12 protein-coding genes are annotated in these 19,111 nt (G+C 72.8%); 5 read left to right on the top strand and 7 right to left on the bottom strand.

The window, feature by feature from the left end; genetic code table 11:
• Positions 1-6: 6 nt before the first annotated feature.
• The gene (locus CLV43_RS36695; protein WP_106193367.1) at positions 7-1,752 is read right to left on the bottom strand and encodes an IlvD/Edd family dehydratase; all 1,746 of its coding nucleotides are present in this window, start codon (positions 1,750-1,752) and stop codon (positions 7-9) included.
• A 122-nt stretch (positions 1,753-1,874) separates the two neighbouring features.
• Here CLV43_RS36695 and CLV43_RS36690 point away from each other — a divergent pair, with 122 nt between their 5' ends.
• Positions 1,875-3,290, top strand: coding sequence for a serine/threonine-protein kinase (locus tag CLV43_RS36690; RefSeq protein ID WP_106193365.1), 1,416 nt, complete (start codon positions 1,875-1,877; stop codon positions 3,288-3,290).
• 107 nt (positions 3,291-3,397) lie between these two features.
• Here CLV43_RS36690 and CLV43_RS36685 read toward each other — a convergent pair whose 3' ends face one another.
• From CLV43_RS36685 to CLV43_RS36675, 3 genes are all read right to left on the bottom strand, one after another.
• Positions 3,398-6,856 (bottom strand): phosphodiester glycosidase family protein, encoded by a 3,459-nt coding sequence (locus CLV43_RS36685; RefSeq protein ID WP_245887230.1) that lies wholly within the window; start codon positions 6,854-6,856, stop codon positions 3,398-3,400.
• Positions 6,857-6,965: 109 nt separating this feature from the next.
• Entirely contained in the window at positions 6,966-7,643 is a 678-nt protein-coding gene (locus CLV43_RS36680) for a DJ-1/PfpI family protein (RefSeq protein WP_245887229.1), read from the bottom strand.
• A gap of 73 nt (positions 7,644-7,716) precedes the next feature.
• On the bottom strand, positions 7,717-8,151 hold the full coding sequence (locus tag CLV43_RS36675) for a MarR family winged helix-turn-helix transcriptional regulator (protein WP_170156175.1): 435 nt from the start codon (positions 8,149-8,151) through the stop codon (positions 7,717-7,719).
• 139 nt (positions 8,152-8,290) lie between these two features.
• On the opposite strand from CLV43_RS36675, the gene CLV43_RS36670 reads away from it, so the two are divergent.
• Positions 8,291-9,487, top strand: coding sequence for a cytochrome P450 (locus CLV43_RS36670; RefSeq protein ID WP_106193361.1), 1,197 nt, complete (start codon positions 8,291-8,293; stop codon positions 9,485-9,487).
• 149 nt (positions 9,488-9,636) lie between these two features.
• Positions 9,637-12,735 carry a glycosyl hydrolase 2 galactose-binding domain-containing protein gene (locus CLV43_RS36665; protein WP_106193359.1) on the top strand — a complete coding sequence of 1,033 codons (3,099 nt, stop codon included), beginning with the start codon at positions 9,637-9,639 and terminating at the stop codon, positions 12,733-12,735.
• Between the two features lie 46 nt (positions 12,736-12,781).
• Here the strand turns inward: CLV43_RS36665 and CLV43_RS36660 are convergent, their stop codons facing one another.
• Positions 12,782-13,858, bottom strand: coding sequence for a lysylphosphatidylglycerol synthase transmembrane domain-containing protein (locus CLV43_RS36660; protein WP_170156174.1), 1,077 nt, complete (start codon positions 13,856-13,858; stop codon positions 12,782-12,784).
• Positions 13,859-14,079: 221 nt separating this feature from the next.
• Between CLV43_RS36660 and CLV43_RS36655 the strand changes: the two genes are divergently transcribed.
• Positions 14,080-14,367 carry a PspA/IM30 family protein gene (locus CLV43_RS36655; protein ID WP_170156173.1) on the top strand — a complete coding sequence of 96 codons (288 nt, stop codon included), beginning with the start codon at positions 14,080-14,082 and terminating at the stop codon, positions 14,365-14,367.
• An 81-nt stretch (positions 14,368-14,448) separates the two neighbouring features.
• The gene (locus CLV43_RS36650) at positions 14,449-15,111 is read left to right on the top strand and encodes an O-methyltransferase (protein WP_106193356.1); all 663 of its coding nucleotides are present in this window, start codon (positions 14,449-14,451) and stop codon (positions 15,109-15,111) included.
• 105 nt (positions 15,112-15,216) lie between these two features.
• Here the strand turns inward: CLV43_RS36650 and CLV43_RS36645 are convergent, their stop codons facing one another.
• Entirely contained in the window at positions 15,217-16,326 is a 1,110-nt protein-coding gene (locus tag CLV43_RS36645; RefSeq protein WP_106193354.1) for an RICIN domain-containing protein, read from the bottom strand.
• 44 nt (positions 16,327-16,370) lie between these two features.
• Entirely contained in the window at positions 16,371-19,022 is a 2,652-nt protein-coding gene (locus CLV43_RS36640) for a ricin-type beta-trefoil lectin domain protein (RefSeq protein ID WP_211304721.1), read from the bottom strand.
• Positions 19,023-19,111: the final 89 nt, after the last annotated feature.

Here is a 19,111-nt window from a genome sequence, read left to right as displayed (position 1 = left end):
GTGCTCTCAGTGGGACTCGCGCGACACCTCGGCGCCGCTGGAGCCCACCAGGAAGTCCAGGTCCGCCCCGGTGTTGGCCTGGCCGACGGTCTGGACGTAGAGCTTCTCCCAGCCGCGTTGGGGAGCGGCGTAGGCGGCCACCGTCGCCGGGTCCGGTTGGCGCAGCAGGAGCTCTTCCGGGGGCACGTCCAGGTCCAGGCGCCTGCCCGCGATGTCCAGGACGATGTGGTCGCCGGTGCGCACGAGCGCGAGCGGACCACCTGCCGCGGCCTCGGGCGACACGTGCAGCACGACGGTTCCGTAGGCGGTTCCGCTCATCCGGCCGTCGCAGATCCGCACCATGTCCCGCACGCCTGCCTGGAGCAGCTTCTGCGGCAACGGCATGTTGGCCACCTCGGGCATCCCCGGATACCCCTTGGGGCCGCAGCCGCGCAGCACCAGCACGGAGTCGGCGTCCACGTCGAGGTCCGGGTCGTCGATGCGGGCGTGCATGTCCTCCACGGAGTCGAACACCACCGCCCGGCCGCGGTGCTGGAGCAGGTGCTCCGAGGCGGCGGCCGGTTTCACCACCGCGCCGTCCGGGGCGAGGTTGCCGTAGAGCACGGCGATGCCGGCGTGCGGCAGGAGCGGTTCGGCGCGGGTGCGGATGACCTCGCGGTCCCAGATGTCGGCGGTGTCGAGGTAGTCGACGAGCGGTTTGCCGGTGACGGTGAGCGCGGTCGGGTCGAGCAGGTCGCGCACCTCGCGCAGCACGGCGTGCAGGCCGCCCGCGCGGAAGAAGTCCTCCATCAGGAAGCGGCCCGCCGGTTGCAGGTCCACCAGCAGCGGGATCTCCGAGCCGGTCCGGTCGAAGTCGTCCTGCGACAGCTCGATCCCCACCCGGCCGGCGATGGCGAGCAGGTGCACGACCGCGTTGGTCGAGCCGCCGATCGCGGCCAGCGCGACGATCGCGTTGAGGAACGAGCCGCGGCTGAGCACGGCACTGGGTGTGCGCCCCTCGGCCACCATCTCCACGGCCAGCCGCCCCGAGGCGTGCGCGCTCTCCAGCAGGCGGCTGTCCGCGGCCGGAGTGCCGGCCAGACCCGGCAGCACCATCCCCAACGCCTCCGCGACCAGGCCCATCGTCGAGGCCGTGCCCATGGTGTTGCAGTGGCCGCGGCTGCGGATCATCGACGACTCGGACCGGATGAACTGCTCCTGCGACAGCGTGCCCGCGCGCACTTCCTCCGACAGCCGCCACACGTCCGTGCCGCAGCCCAGCGCCACCCCGCGGAACGTGCCGGTCAGCATCGGACCGCCGGGCACCACCACCGCGGGCAGGTCCACCGACCCGGCGGCCATCAGCAGCGCAGGGATGGTCTTGTCGCAGCCGCCGAGCAGCACCAGGCCGTCGATCGGGTTGGCGCGGAACATCTCCTCCGCCGCCATCGCGGCCATGTTGCGCCACAGCATCGCCGTCGGCCGGACCAGCGTCTCGCCCAGCGACACCACCGGCAGGTTCAACGGGATCCCGCCCGCCTCGTACACACCCTGCTTGACGCTCTCCGCGACCTCGTTGAAGTGCGCGTTGCAGGGCGTCAGGTCGGACGCGGTGTTCGCGATGGCGATGTGCGGGCGTCCGTCGAACGCGTGCGCGGGCAGCCCGCGCCGCATCCACGCCCGGTGGATGTAGGAGTTGCGGTCGGTCCCGCCGTACCACTGGGAGCTCCGCTGCGGGTAACCGGACTCGGGGGGACCTGGCTGCTCGGGCACCGACCGCCACCTTCCGACCTCGACGTCGACCGTGCTCCCACCCTAGGCACCGGAGTGCCCGCACCGCACCCGCGATCGACGGGGCTGGCCGGTGGGCGGGGCGGCCACGTAGCTTTTGCACCGTGCCGGAACGGGATGAGGTCGTCGCTGGGCGCTACCGGCTCGTGGAGCCGCTCGGGAGAGGGGCCGCCGGAGTCGTCTGGCGGGCCCAGGACGAGCGGCTGGCGCGGGTCGTCGCGGTCAAGTTCTTCACCTCGGCGGGCTCGCCGAAGGACGTGGACCGGATCGTGCGCGAGGGGCGGATCGCCGCCCGGCTGCGACACCCGCACGCGGTGACCGTGCACGACGTGGTCGAGCACGGCGGGAAGCCGTGCCTGGTCATGGAGTACGTGCCCTCCAAGACGCTGGCCGAGATGATGGACGCGGCCGGGGCGCTGCCGGAGGCCCTGGTCGTGGGCGTCGGGTGGCAGGTGGCCTCGGCGCTGGCGGCGGCGCACGCGGCGGGGATCGTGCACCGCGACGTCACGCCCTTCAACGTCCTGGTGGGCGACGACGGGACGGCGAAGGTCGTGGACTTCGGCATCTCCCGCGCGGTCGGCGAGGGCACCGTGACCGAGGCGCGCGCCGTCATCGGCACACCCGCGTACCTCGCGCCGGAGGTGGCGTCGGGGCACGGCGCGGTGTTCGCGTCCGACGTGTACGCCCTCGGCGCGACGCTGTACGCGGCGTTGGAGGGCCACCCGCCGTTCGGCAACGCCGACGACAACCCGTACGCGCTGCTGCGGAGGGTGGCGGAAGGCCAGGTCGCGCCGCCGCGGTTCCCCGGCCCGCTGGGCGAGGTGCTGGGGCGCGTCCTGCGGCGCGACCCCGCCGAGCGGCCGACGATGGCCGAGACGTACGCCCTGCTGGACGCGGCCGTCCAGGGGCTGCCGTTGCCGGCGGCCGCACCGCCGACGGCGACGGCCACGGCCACGCACGTGGACACGCGGCCGGTCGAGGACACCGGGCCCGTCGGTCACGCGCCGCCGACCGGTGGCACGCAGTCGCTCCCCGTGCCGCGCCGCGTGCCGTGGAAGAAGGTCGCCGTGGTCGCCGGTGCCGCGGCACTGGTCGCCGTCGGTGTCGTGGTCGGCACCTCGCTGCGGGACGAGCGGCCCGCCGACACCGCGCTGCCCGCCCAGGACAGCACCTCCACCACAACCTCCACGACGACCTCGTCGACCACACCGCCGGCACCCGACTGCGCCGCCCGGCTGGAGGTGACCAACGCCTGGCCCGACGGGTACCAGGCCCAGGTGGTCGTGCGCAACGCGAGCGGCCGGGCGCTCACCGGGTGGAAGCTGACCTGGCCCCAACCGGCGGCCAACGCGATCAACAACCTGTGGAACGGCGTCCTCACCAAGGGCGCGGACTCCGTGACGGTCACCAGCGCCGACTACAACGCCGCCCTGCCCGTGGACGGGTCGACCACCCTCGGCTTCACCGCCAACGGCCCGGCGACCGAGCCGCCGGACGTCACCTGCACGTCCGGCGGCTGACCACCCGGTCACGACGTGAGGATCGCCCGCCCGCGCCGAGGTCGTCCAGCGCGTCCCGGAACCGGTCGAGGTCGCCGTAAGCGTCGACAACGCACAAATCACTACACCTAGGCCGCCGCCCTCGGCCGTTCGGGCAGGGCCGTGCGCACGGTCGTGCGCTGGGTGGTGCCGTTGACGGTGACGGCGATCGTCGTGGTGCCCGGCCGGACCGCGGTGAGGACGCCGGTGTCCGGGTCGAGGTTCGCCACGTGCCAGGGCCGCAGGTCGGCGGGTGCGCCGATGTGCAGGTTCGGCGAGCCGGACCAGTCAGCGCTGACCGGATAGGCGACCGGCACGGTGCGCGTCCCCTGGGTGGCGGTGGCCGTGACGAGGGCCGGGGTGCCCTCGCGGACGACCGGCGGGGCGTCCAGGCGCAGCGCGTCGACGTGCGGGCGGATCTCGGCGGCGATCCAGTCGTCGCCCGGCCGTCGCGCGCCGACGCCGAGCATGGTCCAGCCGGTGAACCCGCCGCGGGCGGACTCGTCCGCGGGTGCCTTGCCCGAGTTGCCGTTCACCAGGTAGGGCACGCCGTCCACCCGCGAGGCGTGGAACAGGCCGACGTGGCCACCGATGAACGCCGCGCCCTTGCCGGTGGCGCGCTCGAAGTCCGCCAGCCAGCCCTCGACCACGCCCGCCTCCAGCCGGTCGGACAGCTGACTGCTCCTGGTGGGCGTGGGGTCGCGGGTGGGGTGGTGCTCGACCACGACGACGGAGTCCACCGCGGAGTGGTCGCGCAGCGCGTCGCGCAGGGCCGCGGTCTGGTCGAACCCGCCGCCGCGCAGGGTTCCGGTGGACGAGTCGAGCAGCACGAACCGGGTGCCCCGGTGGTCGAAGACCCGGTAGGTGGCGCCGAACTCGCGGCGGAACCCGTCGATCGTGCCCGGCCCCATGATCTCGTGGTTGCCCGGCACGTAGTACCAGGGCAGCTCGTCGCCGAGCTCCTCGGTGAGCACCCGCCGGGCCAGTGCCAGATCCGCCGGTGAGGCCTCGTCGACGAGGTCTCCCGCGATCACCACGAAGTCCGGCCGCTGCGCCTTGATCTCGCGCAGCGTCCGGCGGGCGGCGAGCACCAGCGCGCTGTCCGGGTCCCGCGCCACGAACTGGGCGTCGGAGAACACCGCGAACCGCCAGGGCCGGTCGGCGACCGTGCCGTCGCGGACCACGAGCCGGTCCTGCACCGGTGTGACGACCGGCGGCTCCGCGCTGGGAGGCACCTTGGCGACGATGTCGTCCACCAGCACCTCCCCGGTGTACTGGCGGTCCGCCTTGGTCTCGATGGTGTAGAACCGGTCGACGGTGATCGGGTACGCCAGTCCGGCGGGCACCGGGACCTCCAGGTACCGCCAGCCCGTCCAGGTGACGTAGGGCCCGTAGAGCGACCGGCTCTGGCCCGAGCCGTCGGTGACCGTGAACGCCGTCCACTCCCCCTTGCCGTGCCCGTAGACCCAGGCGCCCAGCGCCAGCGGCTGGCCGGGGACCTCGATGGGCGCGGGCGGGATGGCGTAGGCGGTGCGGGTCCCCGTCGACTGGGTGAAGTCGTAGGTCATCCGCAGGCCGGGACCGGTGCGACCCTCGGCGGGGGCGACCGAGCCCGAGCCGCGCGCCGACCCGAACGTCCACCGCGCGCCGTCGTCGAAACCGGCCAGCAGCCGCTCCTCCAGGCCCACGGTGACCGGCACGCGCACCTCGTGCCCCGCGACGCGGGCGACGATCGTGGTCGCCCCCGGCCGGAGCGCGGTGACGCGGAGAGCGCCGTCCGCGCCCGGCACGACGTCCACCACGGACCGGTCGAACTCCAGCACGAGGTCGGCGGGGTCGACGGGAGCGGTGAACCCGTCGGCGTCGAAGCCGACCACACCGACCGGGCCGGTGCCGCCCACCTCGGGCAGGCTCAGCCGCGGGGTCGTGACCCGCAGACCGGCCAGCGGACCCAGGACGGTCAACGGGACCTCGCCCGCCACACCGCCCCGCCTGGCCACCGCCGTGGTCGTCCCGGACGCGCGGGCGTGGAACACGCCGTCGCCGTCCACCTCGCCCACGGCGGGCGCGGACGTGCTCCACTCGTGCCGCTCGTCGCGGGCCGGACCGTAGGTCTCGTCGTAGCCCTCGGCCACCAGCGGCCTGGTCAGGCCGGGGAACACCCGGTCGGGACGGCCGCCGGGGACGGTGCCGTCGCCGGGCGCGGTCCGCGGGTCCGCGGCGGTGCCGACGCGGAATCCGGTCAGCTCGCCGCTGCCCTCCGGGGCGTAGAGCGCGAGACCGTTGGGCACCGGCCGTTCGGCGCCGTCGGACGGGGTGTTCTCCAGCTCGACCGACTCGCCGCCGGGCCGCCGCGCCACCAGGGTGGAGGACCCGCCGCCGTCGAGGTTGAGCGCGTTGTAGGCGCCCATCTCCTTGAGGATCGCGGCGACGTCCTTGAGGGTGAGGCCGAGCAGGTAGGGCGCCTGCCTGCCGTCGACGGTGAGCAGGAACATCCGCTTTCCGGTGGCGTCGAAGCCGACCGCGGTGCGCGGGTGCAGCGGGTCGTCGGGCGCGACCACCACGCCGTTCTCGACCAGCCGCTGGTTGCCGCCCAGCGCGGTGCGCGGCACGGTGCCGTCCGCCGCTCTCGCGGTGTGCTCGACGGTGACGCGCTCGCCCGTCTTGAGGGTGGCCAGCGCGTCGGCACCCGCCTCGCGGCCGACCAGGACGAAGCCGTCGGCGGGGATCGGGTCGTCGCCCGCGTGGTCGCGCAGCTCGGCCACCGCGCCGCCGCGGACGACGACCTCGGTGACGCGGGTGGCGCCCTGCACGGCGCGGGCCCGGCTGTAGGTGCCCCACATCGGGTCGAACACGCCGACCCCGCCGGTGTCCACGGCGGCGTTGTTCAGCTGGTCCACCCGGATCGACGGGCCGTCCGGCCGGACCACCCTGCCCTGGAAGAAGACCTCCATCACCCGACCGACGCCCGCGGCGTCGAGGCCGACGGCGCGCCGGTGGTTCGTGCTGGGCGACTTGACCGTGCGACCGGCCTGGATGCCGACGCCCTCGGGCGCGTCGGAGTTGTCGATGTCGAAGAAGTCGCCGTTGACGGCCGCTACCGCGCGGGTCCGCTCCGCTTGCGCGGACAGCGGTTCGGCCGAGGAGACGGTGCCGGGGTGCAGGTAGTCGACGCGGGTGCCCGCGGTCAGGTCGACGGTCAGCGCGTCGCCGCGCACCCAGCCGCCCGAGTCGCCGGGCTCGTACCAGTCGAAGGAGTCCAGGGAGACGCCCGGCGCGACCGGCCGCGTGGTGCGGGCGGTCTCGATGCGGTGCGCGGGGTCGACGGCCGTGGCCGCCACCGGTGCCGCGCCGACCGGCGACCCGGCACCGGACTCCGGGCGCAGGTCCTCGGCGGCGGCCGACGTGGTGGGGGTCAGGTCCGCCGGATCGGCCGACACGACCGGAGGGGCGGGCGACGGGGCGCGGTCGGCATGGGCCGACGCGGGGAGGAGGAGGGAGACGACCACCGCGGCCACCAGTGCCGCGGAACGGGGGCGTGAGGACACGGGCACTCCCGCGAGGTGATGTGGTTGCGAGTTTTCGCGATACCAGTGCACCGTGTTGGAGTTTCCCGTGACACCTCCGTTCGGCGTCACCTCCCCCGCGTCCGGGCGGTCAGGCCCGCCAGACGGTCCCGCGGCGCTCGTGCTCCAGGACCGTCTCGACCCGCTGCGCCGCTTTCGCGCCGAAGTGCCGCTCCACCAACCACAACGCGACGTCGATGCCCGACGTGATGCCGCCGCCGGTGACCAGGTCGCCGTCGTCCACGACGCGGGCGTTCACGACCACCCCGCCCTGCGCTGCCAGGTCCGCCTTCGCCGCCGAGTGCGTGGTGCACGGGCGGCCGCGGGTGATCCCGGCGGCCGACAGCACCATCACGCCGGTGCACACGCCCACCGGCACGGGTTCGGCCGCGGCCAGCCGCGCCAGGAACCCGGGGTCGTCGATCAGCCGGTTGACCCCCGGTCCGGTCTTGTCGGCGTACCCGCCGCCCGGCACCAGCAGCACGTCCGCGTCCTGGGGCGACCAGCCGGTGGCGACGTCGATCGACGTGCCGAACCTGGCCGTGATCCGGCCCGGCTCCCCGGTGGTGACCTGGGTGACCGTCAGCGCGTTCCCGGTCTGCCGCGCCATCCCGAGCACTTCCAGCGGACCGGCGAAGTCCTGCTCCTCCACGCCGTCGAACATCAGGAGCTGCACCCGCAGCGGTCCGGAGGCGGCCGCGTCGGGGACCCCCGCGGCCATGGCCCCACCGCTGAGCAAGGAGGCGCGCAGGAAGGTACGTCGTTCCACAGGGACTCCCTCGGGTGTTCGGCGTCTTCTCCCCACAGGTCGGACGCCGGGGCACCGGGGTTCCCCGGCGGTGTCAGCGCTGGGGCTCCGAGGCTTCGAGGACCTTCTTGAGCAGCCGGTGCAGCTGCTGCTGGTCGCGTTCGCCCAGCACCCTGAACGGCGAACGGCCGTAGGCGCCCGCGAGCACGCGTTCGCGGGCCTTCTTGCCCGCCTTGGTGAGCACGAGGGTGCGGACGCGGCCGTCGGCCGGGTGCGGCGCGCGCACGGCGAGCCCCTTCTCCTCCAGCTTGGCGCTGATCAGGGTCACGTTCGACGGGTCGCACTTGAGCCGGACGGCCAGCTGCTTGAGGGACACCGGCTCGGCGCCGGGGTCGAGCAGCCACAGCAGGTTCGCCTGTGACTCGTTGAGCCCCTCGGCCTCGACGACGGCCTTCGTCATCCCCGCCACCAGGGAGTTCAGGTCGATGAGCTGCTCGACCAGCAGCGCGTTCGTCTCGTGCGTGCCCATGGCGCCAGCGTACCTCTTGAGCTGTTCCGTGAGTCGCTCATCGAGTCGACGTTGCTTGACAGGCTCAAGCATCTCGGCCAGGCTCGAAGTCGTTGAGAAACTCAAGCACTTCTTCCGTTCAGTCCGAGGGGGACACTCCATGACCCAGCACCAAGCCGCCCTGGTCACCAACCGGCGCGCCACCGGCTGCCCGTTCGCACCCGCCGCAGAGCTGGCCGGAATCCGGGACGACACGACCGCGCTGCCCGCCGTGCGGATGAGCCTCAACGGCCAGGACGCGTTCGACGCGCACGTCGTCACGCGGTACGCCGACGTGCGCCGGGTGCTCGGCGACCAGCGGTTCGCGATGGGGTTCGCGTTCGACCCCGACCTGCCCCGCACACTGGGCAACCAGCCCGGCTTCCTGCTGAACTACAACGGCGCCGAGCACGCGCGGCTGCGGCGGATGCTGACCGGCGCGTTCACCGTGCGGCGGATCGGGAAGCTGCGGCCGCGGATCGAGGAGATCGTGACCGGGCGGCTGTCCGCGATGGCGGCCGCGACCGGACCGGTCGACCTGATGGCCGAGTTCGCGCTGCCGGTGCCGTCGCTGGTGATCTGCGAGCTGCTCGGCGTGCCCTACGCCGACCGCGACGACTTCCAGCGGCGGACCGAGATCCTGCTCAGCGGGTCGGCCACGCTGGAGGAGCACCTCGACACGGTGGCCGGGCTGAACGACTTCATGGCGGCGATCGTCGTCGCGCGCCGCGCCGACCCCGGCGACACGCTGCTCGGCGACCTCGTCCGGGACCACGGCCACGAGCTGAGCGACGACGAGCTGGTGGGAATCGGCACCCTGCTGCTGATCGCGGGGCACGAGACGACGTCGAACATGATCTCGCTGGGCACCCTGGCGCTGCTGCGGAACCCGGACCAGCTCGCCGTGGTCCGCGACGACGACTCCGCCACGACCAGCGCCGTGGAGGAGCTGCTGCGCCACCTCGCCATCGCCGCGCCGCTGGTCCGGCAGGCGACCGAGGACATGACCGTCGGCGCCACCGGGGTGCGCGCGGGCGACCGGGTCGTGGTGTCGCAGCTGGCCGCGAACTGGGACCCGGCGTTCGTCGGCGACGCGACCGCGCTGGACGTACGCCGCAAGCCCCAGCCGCACCTGGCGTTCGGCCACGGCGTGCACCAGTGCCTCGGCCAGCAGCTGGCGCGCATGGAGCTGCGGATCGCGCTGCCCGCGCTGCTGCGCCGCTTCCCCGGCCTCCGCCTGGCGGTGCCCGAGGAGGACCTGGAGTTCCGGGTCGACGGTCCGGTCTACGCGGTGCGGTCGCTGCCGGTCACCTGGTGACCGGGTCCGCCCCTGCGGGACGTTGACGACGAGCACCGGTTCGGGGCTGTCGCGGTGGTCGGGGGGCGGCTACTATCCACGGACTGTTAGGAAAGTTCCCTAACAAATCCCTGGTCCGGCCGCCGCCGTGTGCCCGAGGAGGCGCGCTTGTGAGCAACCGCCTGGTTCGACCCCGACTCCCCCTGCGAACAGTCCTCGTCACGGCCCTGGTCTCGCTGGTCTGCGCGGCGGTCGTCGCGCCGGAGGCGTCCGGGGAACGGTCGGCCGCCGCGTCCACGGCGGTGGCCGACTCCCCCGGGACCGCGACGGCGATCCCCGGCTACCTCATCCGGACGTCCGCGGGGATCAGCGACGACTCCGCGGTGTCCAAGCCGGGCTTCCCGACCGCTGGCTGGTACCCGGCGTCGTCGCGTTCGACGGTCTACGCGGCCCTGCTGGCGAACAACGTCTACCCCGACCCGTTCTACTCGACGCGGATGCGCGACGTGCCGAAGGCGGACTTCACCGTCCCCTGGTGGTACCGCGCCGACCTGACCCTCGACAGCACCGCGCAGCGCACCTACCTGGACTTCAGCGGCGTGCTGTCCAAGGCCGACGTGTGGGTCAACGGCACCCGGATCGCCACCAAGGACCAGGTCAACGGCGCCTACACCCGGCACGACCTCGACGTGACCGCCCAGGTGCGCGCGGGCGTGAACAGCGTGGCGTTCAAGGTCTACCCGAACGACCCGCTCAAGGACCTCTCGATGGGCTGGATCGACTGGGCGCAGACGCCGCCGGACCAGAACATGGGCATCGTGCGGGACGTGCTGGTCCGGCGCAGCGGCCCCGTGGCCCTGCGCGGCGCGCACGTCGTCACCAAGCTGGCCGTCCCGGCGCTGGACCACGTGGACCTCACCGTGAAGGCGGACGTCCGCAACGACTCGGCCGCGGCGGTGTCCGCCGTCGTCTCGGGCACGGTGGCGGGCAGGCCGGTCAGCCAGGCGGTCTCGTTGGCCGCCAAGGAGAGGAAGACCGTCACCTTCGGGGTGGTCGGTGTGGACGACCCGGACGTCTGGTGGCCCGCGGACATGGGCGGCCAGCCGCTCTACGACCTGGACCTCACCGCGACCGTGGCGGGCGCGACCTCGGACACGGCGCACTCGCGCTTCGGCGTCCGCGACGTCAAGGCGAGGCTGAACGCGAGCGGCGGCAGGCAGTACACCGTCAACGGGCGCGACCTGCTGATCCGCGGCGGCGGCTGGTCACCCGACCTGTTCCTGCGCTGGAACGCCACCTACGCCTCCGACAAGCTCAAGTACGTCAAGGACCTGGGCCTCAACACCGTGCGGCTGGAAGGCCACATCGAGCCCGACGAGTTCTTCGACCTGGCCGACCGGTACGGCGTGCTGACCATGCCGGGCTGGGAGTGCTGCGACAAGTGGGAGGGCCAGGTCAACGGCGGCGAGGCCGGTGACGCGTGGACCGCGGCGGACTACCCGGTCGCCAAGGCGTCGATGACCGGCGAGGCCGAGCGGCTGCGCGACCACCCGAGCGTGATCTCGTTCCACATCGGCAGCGACTTCGCGCCCGACGCGACCATCGAGAAGGGCTACCTCGACGCGCTCACCGCGGCCGACTGGCCCACCCCGGTCATCGCGGCGGCGTCGGCGAAGTCCTCGCCGCAGCTGGGCGCGTCCGGCATGAAGATGAACGGCCCGTACGACTACGTGCCGCCGAACTACTGGTACGACAAGGCGCACACCGACAGCGGCGGCGCGTGGAGCTTCAACTCCGAGACCAGCGCCGGGCCGAGCATCCCGACGACGGACACGCTCAACCGGATGATGTCGGCGAGCGAGCTGAACACGTTGTGGACCAGCCCGTCCACGGCGCAGTACCACCGGTCGTCCTCGTCGACGTTCGGCAACCTGAAGCTGTTCGGCGACGCGCTCGCCAAGCGCTACGGCGCCACGACGAGCCTGGCGGACTTCACCCGCAAGGCGCAGCTCGCGCAGTACGAGAACGTGCGGGCGGAGTTCGAGTCGCACGCCCGCGACTACACCGACTCGTCGAACCCGTCGACGGGCCTCATCTACTGGATGCTCAACAGCGGCTGGACGTCGCTGCACTGGCAGCTGTTCGACACCTACCTCGACCAGAACGGCGCGTACTACGGCGCCAAGAAGGCCAACGAGAGGCTGCACATCCAGTACTCCTACGACTCGAGGTCCGTCGTGGTGGTCAACCGCGACCACGCGGCCGCGAGCGGGCTGACGGCGAGCGTGAAGCTGTTCTCCCTCGACGGCACGGAGAAGTACAGCCAGACGGCCACCGGCGTGTCGGTCGGCGGTGACGGCGCCAAGACCGGCGTGGTGACCATCCCGGCGGTGTCCGGGCTGTCCACGACGTACCTGGCGAAGCTGGTGCTCAGCGACTCCGCGGGCAGGGAGGTCAGCCGGAACGTGTACTGGCTGTCCACCAAGCCCGACACGCTCGACTGGGCCAACAGCGACTGGTACTACACGCCCACGACGGCGTCGGCCGACCTGACCGGCCTGGCCGGGATGGGCACGGCGCCGGTGACGACGACCGCCACCTCCACCACGGGCTCGGACGGCAACACCACGACCACGGTCGTCCTCAGGAACACCTCCACCGGCAAGGTCCCGGCGTTCTACGTCGACGCGCACGTCGTCGGCGCGGCGGGCGCGCCGGTGCTGCCGGTGCGGTGGAACGACAACGCGGTGAGCCTGTGGCCGGGCGAGTCGACCACGCTCACCGCGACCTACCGCACGGCCGACCTCAAGGGCGCGTCCCCGTCGGTCCGGGTGTCCGGCTGGAACACCGGCACCCGGACCGTGCCCGCGAACGGTGGTGGCGGCGGCACGCCGGTGGACTACCAGGCCGAGGACGGCGCGGTCGTGCAGGGCGTCGTCGAGTCCGACCACGCGGGCTTCACGGGGACCGGGTTCGTCGACTACGACAACGCGGTGGGCAGCTCGGTCGAGTGGACCGTGACGGCCGCCGCGGCGGGACCGGCCGACGTCGTCGTCCGGTTCGCCAACGGCACGGCGGCCGACCGGCCGATGACGTTCAGCGTGAACGGGACGACCGGGCCGACCGGGGTCGCGTTCACGGGTACCGGTGCGTGGACGACCTGGCAGACCGCCACCGTCCGGCTCGCGCTCGCGGCCGGGGTGAACAGGATCAAGGCCGTGGCGACCACGGCGAACGGCGGACCCAACGTCGACAAGATCACCCTGTAGGAGGGACCGGGGCCGCCGCGGGGCTGTCCGCGACGGCCCTGGTCGTTCAGGGGGTGGTGGCGACGTCGCCGGAGTGCCAGGGGCGGACCTGGCGGACCGCGCACACGACCCAGCCGGCCACGACGACGCCGACGAGGCTGATCAGCCGGTAGAGCACGACGGCGGGCAGGGCCTGCGCGGCCGGGATGCCGCCCGCGACGAGGGTGAGCACGAGTGCGGCGTCCACCACGCCGAGACCGCCCGGCAGGGGCGAGAGCCCGGAGGTCGACATGCCCGCGGTGTAGGCGACGAGCAGCAGCGGCAGAGTCACGCCGTGCACGCCGAGCGCCGCCGCGCACGCGGCCAGGCAGGCCGCGTCGAACGCCCAGTTGAGCAGCGCGAGCCCGGTCGCGGCACCCCAGTCGCGGCCGGTGGGGCGGACGGTCCCGAGCTGCGTCACGAGCTCGCCGAGACCGTCGACCCCGGTCTCCACCGGGCGGCGGCGCAGCCGGTTCACCCGGCGCAGCGCCCACTGGCCCGCGGCGACGAGCACGTGGGGACGGCGCACGACCCAGCGGACGGCCAGCCCGGCGGCGACCAGTCCGGCGGCCTCCAGGGCCAGCTGCTCCCAGCTCGCCCGGCCGCGCACCAGCACCGCGGCCATCAGGGCGACCACACCCAGCGACGCCGTCGACACCAGGCCGCCCGCGACCAGGCACCACGTCGCCACCGCGCTGCTGGCACCCGCGCCGCGCATCCAGCGGAAGTTGTAGGCGGTGGAGAAGGCCGGCCCACCGGGCAGCGTCGCATGCAGCGAGTTGGCCACCAGGGCCGCCTCGACCGCGTCCCGCACCGACGTGCCGACGCCCGCCGCGAGCAGCAGCCGCCGCCTGGTCAGCGCGAACATCACCATCGACATCGCCACCGCGAGCAGCGCGACGGCGAACCAGGTCGCGTCCACGTCCGCGAGCGACGACGCCGCCTCCCCGAGCGTCGGAGCTACCAGGTAGCCCTCGACGGCCAGCAGCGCGGCCACCGCGCCACCCGCCGCGAGCCGGAGCCGTCGCTTCCGCGCCACCGCCGGGTCGACGTCGGTCGGGGCGTGCACGTCGGTCCCGCGGGCGCGGAAGGTCAGCTCGGTCATGACACGAGCGTCCCTCCCGGACATGTGACCTCCCTGTGCGCGCACCACCCGATCCGTTCCACACTAGACGGTGCGAATTGCGGAAGTGTTGCCCGACAACGGTTTCCCGAAACCCGGCGAGACCGGGATCACAAGGAACGCACAGGATGCTCACAGGTCCCGCCCGCGCGGGGACGGTGCGTGAACAATGGCGGCCACAGCACCGACGAACGGAGCAGGCGATGACCGGGCCCCACCAGGACGAGCCGTTGGCGATCGAGGGCGAGATCGTCGAGGAGACCGGCGCTCCCCCGCCGGTCGTGCCGGCCTTCGACTACACCGACGACGGCGTGCCGACGTTCGACTACGTGCGGGACCGGATCGAGAACCGGGTGGGCACGGCCGCGGGATCGACCGAGCTCGCGGGCGGGACGCCGGAGGCCGCGTCGGTCGACGAGCAGCTGGCCGAACGCGACCGGGCGGGCCGCGACAGGCTGGAGGAGATCCGCCGCGCCATGCGGGGCGACTGACCCGCGCCCGCCGACCGGAGTTCTCCCCGGTCGGCCGGTAGGACTTTGTCGAGACGCAACGTTGCGTCTAGCCTATGGCCCATGACTCGAACCAGCACGCTGCGCGACCCCAGGGTCGAACGCGCCCTCAGCCGGATGTTCGCCCAGGCCGAGCACGACGACGTCGCCGCGGCGGCGGTCGTCGCCGACCGGCCCACCGGGTACGCGCCGACCACGGCGCGGGAGCGCGCCGACGACGCCGCCGCGATCTACATGCCGATCTCCGCCGAGGGCGGCAGGCTGCTGTACAACCTCGTCCGCGCCGCCCGCCCGACCACCGTCGTCGAGTTCGGCACCTCGTTCGGCATCTCCACCCTGCACCTCGCCGCGGCCGTGCGCGACAACGGCCGCGGCCACGTCATCACCACCGAGCTCAGCCGCGCCAAGACCGCCGCGTCCCGGCGCACGTTCGCCGAGACCGGCCTGGACGACCTGGTCACCGTGCTCGAAGGCGACGCACTGGACACCCTCGCGACCATCGAGGGCGCCGTCGACCTCGTCCTGCTCGACGGCTGGAAGGACCTCTGCCTCCCCGTCCTGCACCTGCTCGAACCCCGCCTCTCCCCCGGCACCCTGGTCGTCGCCGACGACACCAGCTTCCCGTCTATGGCCCCGTACCTCGCCTACGTCCGCGACCCGGCCAACGGCTACCACTCCGTCGACTTCCCCGTGGAGGACGGCATGGAGATCAGCTGCCGGATCTGACCCCGTTCGCGCAGGAGCCCGACGGTGACGGCGGCGCCGGCGAGTCCGGCCGCGGTGGCGCGGTGGTGGGGCGGCCGGGTCCCGGCCGCCCACCATCCACGGGTCCTACCGCACGGACCAGCGCTGGGCGCCGGTGTTGTTGCACTCGTAGAGCTGCACGCGGGTCCCGTTGGTGGTGCCGCTGGACGTGACGTCCACGCACTTGCCCGACGTGACGCCCACGATGGTGCCGTCGGCGTTGAAGGCGAACTTCTGCGCCGTGGTCGAGTTGCACGTCCAGAGCTGGATCTTCGTGCCGTTCGCGGTGCCGTTGGCGTTCACGTCCAGGCATCGGCCGTACGAGCGCAGCTCACCGGCGGCCGTGCGGGTCCAGCGCTGGTTGACCACGCCGAGGCAGTCCCAGATCTGGATCTGCGTGCCGTCCGCGGTGCCCGCGCCGTCGGCGTCCAGGCAGCGGGTCGACTGCGGGTTGGACAGCACCACGTCGCCGCCGACCGGCGGGACGGCCACGGTGGTCAGGCTGCCGGGCACGGCCTGCAGCGCGGAGAACCAGCGGGCGCCCATCTTGTCGTAGCCCGCGGCGTTCGGGTGGACGCCGTCGGCCAGGTCGGCGGTGGTGATGGCCGAGTGCATGTCGACCAGGTGCGTCTTCGCGCCCTTCTGTGACACGATGCCGGGCACGGCCGCGTTGAAGGCCTGCACCCGCGACTCCAGCGTCGCGTCGGTCTCCGGGGTGATCTGGGCGACGAACAGCTCCACCTGGGGCGCGTTGGCCCGGATCTTGTCGATCAGCGCGGACAGCCGGGCGGGCGCGTTGGCGATGTCGTAGTTCTGGTTCATGTCGTTGGTGCCGATGTGCAGCAGGACCGTGCGCGGGTTGGAGCTCGCCAGCCAGCCGACGATGTTCGCGTCGAGCTGGTCGATGCGCCACCCGGAGTGGCCCTCGTGGTCGTGGTCGCCCAGCGAGGCCGGGCCGTTGACGCCGGAGCCGACGAAGTCGACCGTCTGCCCGGCCGCGGCCATCCGCTGCCACAGGTTGATCCGGTAGCCGCCGGGGACGTTGAAGCCGTCGGTGATGGAGTCGCCGAGCGGCATCACCCGCACGCCGCCGTTGGACTCGGCGGCCTGGGCGGGCGCGGTCGTGCTCACCGCCATCCCGGCGGCGAGGACGAGTCCGAGCGCGGCGGCACCGAGCCGCCCGAGGTTCCAGCGCATAGCCGATCCTTTCGTCCGTGCCGTCCCGGCGCCGGGAACCCCCGTCAGGATCGGGAGAACTTCTGGTTCCCGGCGCCGGTGCAGGTGGAGATGGCGAACAGGGTGCCGTTGGCGGTGCCGTGGCCGGTGGCGTCCAGGCACTTGCCCGAACCCACGCCGACGACGGTGCCGCCGGAGCCGACCCGCCACTGCTGGGCGGTGGACCCGGTGCAGTCGTTGATCTGGACGGCCGTGCCGTCGGCGGTGCCGCCGCCCGCGGCCTCCAGGCACTTGGCGTCGTAGACCTTCAGCTGGTTGGTCGCCGTGGAGGTCCACGTCTGGTTGCCGCCGCCGTTGCAGTCCCACAGCGCGGGCCGGGTGCCGTTGGTCTGCTCGAACGCGGGCACGTCGACGCACCGGCCGGACTCCTGGCCCTTGAGGAAGCCCGTCGTGTCGGTCCGCGCCCACTTCTGGTTGGGACCGCCGGTGCAGCCCCAGATCACCAGCGCCGTGCCGTTGGCGGTGCCGTGGCCGGTGGCGTCCAGGCACTTGCCGGACCCGACGCCGACGACCGAGCCGTCGGCGTTGACCGTCCACTGCTGCGCGGTCGACCCGGTGCAGGCGTCGATCCGCACGGCCGTGCCGTCCGCGGTGCCGCCCGCGTCCAGGCACTTGTCCCCGTAGACCGTCAGCTGCTTGGCCGGGGTGGCCGTCCAGCTCTGGTTGCCGCCGCCGTTGCAGTCCCACAACGCGACGGCGGTGCCGTTGGTGTGGCTCGCGGCGGGCACGTCGACGCAGATGCCGGACTCGACGCCCTTGAGGTAGCCGCCGAAGTCGCCGGGCGGGTTGGGCGTGACGGAGAGGTTGTCGAACAGGTTCGTCTGGTAGCCCACGACTCCGACGCCGACGAGACCGGCGGTGAACGAGTTGTCGGTGACCGCGCCGAGGGTCGCACCGTCGGCGGTGGCGGTGATCCGGTTGCCGGAGAAGCCGAGCTTGAGGTTGTGCCAGGAGTTCAGCCCCAACGCCGACCGGGTGCCGGAGGCGAGGGTGGTCAGCACGCCGCCGCTGCTGTTCTTCGCGATCGACCACGCGCCGGTGTCGGCGACGCGCAGCTGGTAGGCGGCCTGCTTGCCCTGCGGGCGGTTCTGCGTGTTCGCCCGCCCCAGCAGCGTGACCGTGCCCGCCTGCTGCAGGTCGACGTCCACGCTCACCGTGTAGTCGGCCCACGACGGGTCGCCGACCAGGCTGTAGGCGTCGCTGTCGTCCTGCCACTCGATCGGCTTCACCGGCGCGACCTGCTGGAGGCACCGACCGGCCCGGCCCGCCGCGCACACGCGGACCTCGAACGAGCCCTGCATGTCGGAGAAGTACTTCGCCTCCTTGCGCACGGCGTAGGACTCGAAGTCGTCGCTGTAGGGCAGGCCGAGGGACCCGGCCGCCGGGCTCGTCGCGGTGCCCTTCGCCTGCCCGGTCGTGGTGGTCACGGTGTAGATCCGGTTCGGCTGCAGGGTCAAGGAGTAGGTCCCCGACGACGGCGTGACGTCGGCCTGCTTCACGAAGTGGTCGGCGGTGTTCGACGAGCCGAGGTCCGTCGACCAGACGTGCGCAGTGCCGGTCTTGAGGCCGCCGGAGACGGTGACGTCCACGGTCTGCGCTGCCGTGGCGCCGGTCGTCTCGTAGACGGTGGAGTAGTCGGTGCCGTTGGTGGACTTCAGCGAGATGTAGCTGCCGTTGGCGCGGTTGCCGCCGAGGTACCCGCTCGCCGTGCCGGTCAGGAACTTCCAGCCGGGCTGGGTGAACTGGGCGACCTGCGCGTTGGCCCACAGGCTCTTGCCCACCTGGTAGGCGCCGGACCACGGGGTGTTCGCGGTGGCGAGGGCGACCGTGCTGTAGGGCAGCGTCGAGTACAGGGCGGCCACCAGCGGCCAGTTCATGAACCCGGTCATCTGCCCGTCGAGGTAGCCGCGGGTGATGGTGCGGATGTAGGGCGCCGACCCGGTGTTGAAGTCCTGCGAGCCGAACTCGCTGGCCCACAGCGGTTTCCCGGTCGCGACCGCGTTCGCCGAGGACCCGCACGACGTGGCGTCGGACAGGTAGCCGCACGGGTAGTGCGAGCCGACCACGCCGACGGCGGCGTTGAACTGGCTGTCGCGGAGCATGTCGTCGGCGGTGTCCCAGCCGGTGTCGTCGCCGACGATCTGCACCGAGCCGTAGCCGTGCGAGTTCAGCGCGGACCGGAGGTTCTTGTACCAGGTCAGGTCGCGGCCGCGTTCGTTCCAGCCGCCGAGGTAGCTGATCGTCAGGCCGTGCGACCTCGCGCAGTCCAACCAGGAGATGTCGTAGTCGATCATGTCCTGGGACCAGAAGTTCCCGCCGCCGATCCAGCCCGGCGCGGCCCACGGCAGCGCCACGAGCTTGATCGCGGGGTTGCGCGCGACGGCTTCGGCGCCGAGCCAGAACTCGTAGCCGACGTTGCAGTCGATCTCGCCGCGGACGTGCTGGTGGCTGGGCTCGGCGCCGTCGGTGGAGTTCGCGTCGCCGCCGATCTCCAGTTTCAACAACTGCACGGCGGCGCCGTAGTTCGGCTTGAAGAGGTAGTCGAGGATCTGCGCGCGCTGCGTGGGCGGGTAGTCGACCAGCAGCCGGGAATTCCCACCGCCACCGCTGATCGCGCCGATGCCGTCGAACGTGCGGCCCGTGCTCGCGCCGTTCACCGCGACCGCGGTGGTGGCCGCTTCGGCCGTCCCACCGGCGGAAACGGTTATCGCCGAACCGGCCAACAAAATGCCAAGGACCAAACAGG

It is taken from the genome of Umezawaea tangerina (assembly GCF_003002815.1).
GTDB classification, from domain to species: domain Bacteria; phylum Actinomycetota; class Actinomycetes; order Mycobacteriales; family Pseudonocardiaceae; genus Umezawaea; species Umezawaea tangerina.
The sequence above is the reverse complement of the archived record's forward strand: the minus strand, read 5'-3'. Positions and strand labels throughout refer to the sequence as shown.

Coding starts and splice junctions, on each gene's coding strand:
- CLV43_RS36675 (WP_170156175.1), bottom strand. CDS start 8,151: ATGGGCACGCACGAGACGAACGCGCTGCTGGTCGAGCAGCTCATCGAC.
- CLV43_RS36670 (WP_106193361.1), top strand. CDS start 8,291: ATGACCCAGCACCAAGCCGCCCTGGTCACCAACCGGCGCGCCACCGGC.
- CLV43_RS36660 (WP_170156174.1), bottom strand. CDS start 13,858: ATGACCGAGCTGACCTTCCGCGCCCGCGGGACCGACGTGCACGCCCCG.
- CLV43_RS36655 (WP_170156173.1), top strand. CDS start 14,080: ATGACCGGGCCCCACCAGGACGAGCCGTTGGCGATCGAGGGCGAGATC.
- CLV43_RS36650 (WP_106193356.1), top strand. CDS start 14,449: ATGACTCGAACCAGCACGCTGCGCGACCCCAGGGTCGAACGCGCCCTC.
- CLV43_RS36645 (WP_106193354.1), bottom strand. CDS start 16,326: ATGCGCTGGAACCTCGGGCGGCTCGGTGCCGCCGCGCTCGGACTCGTC.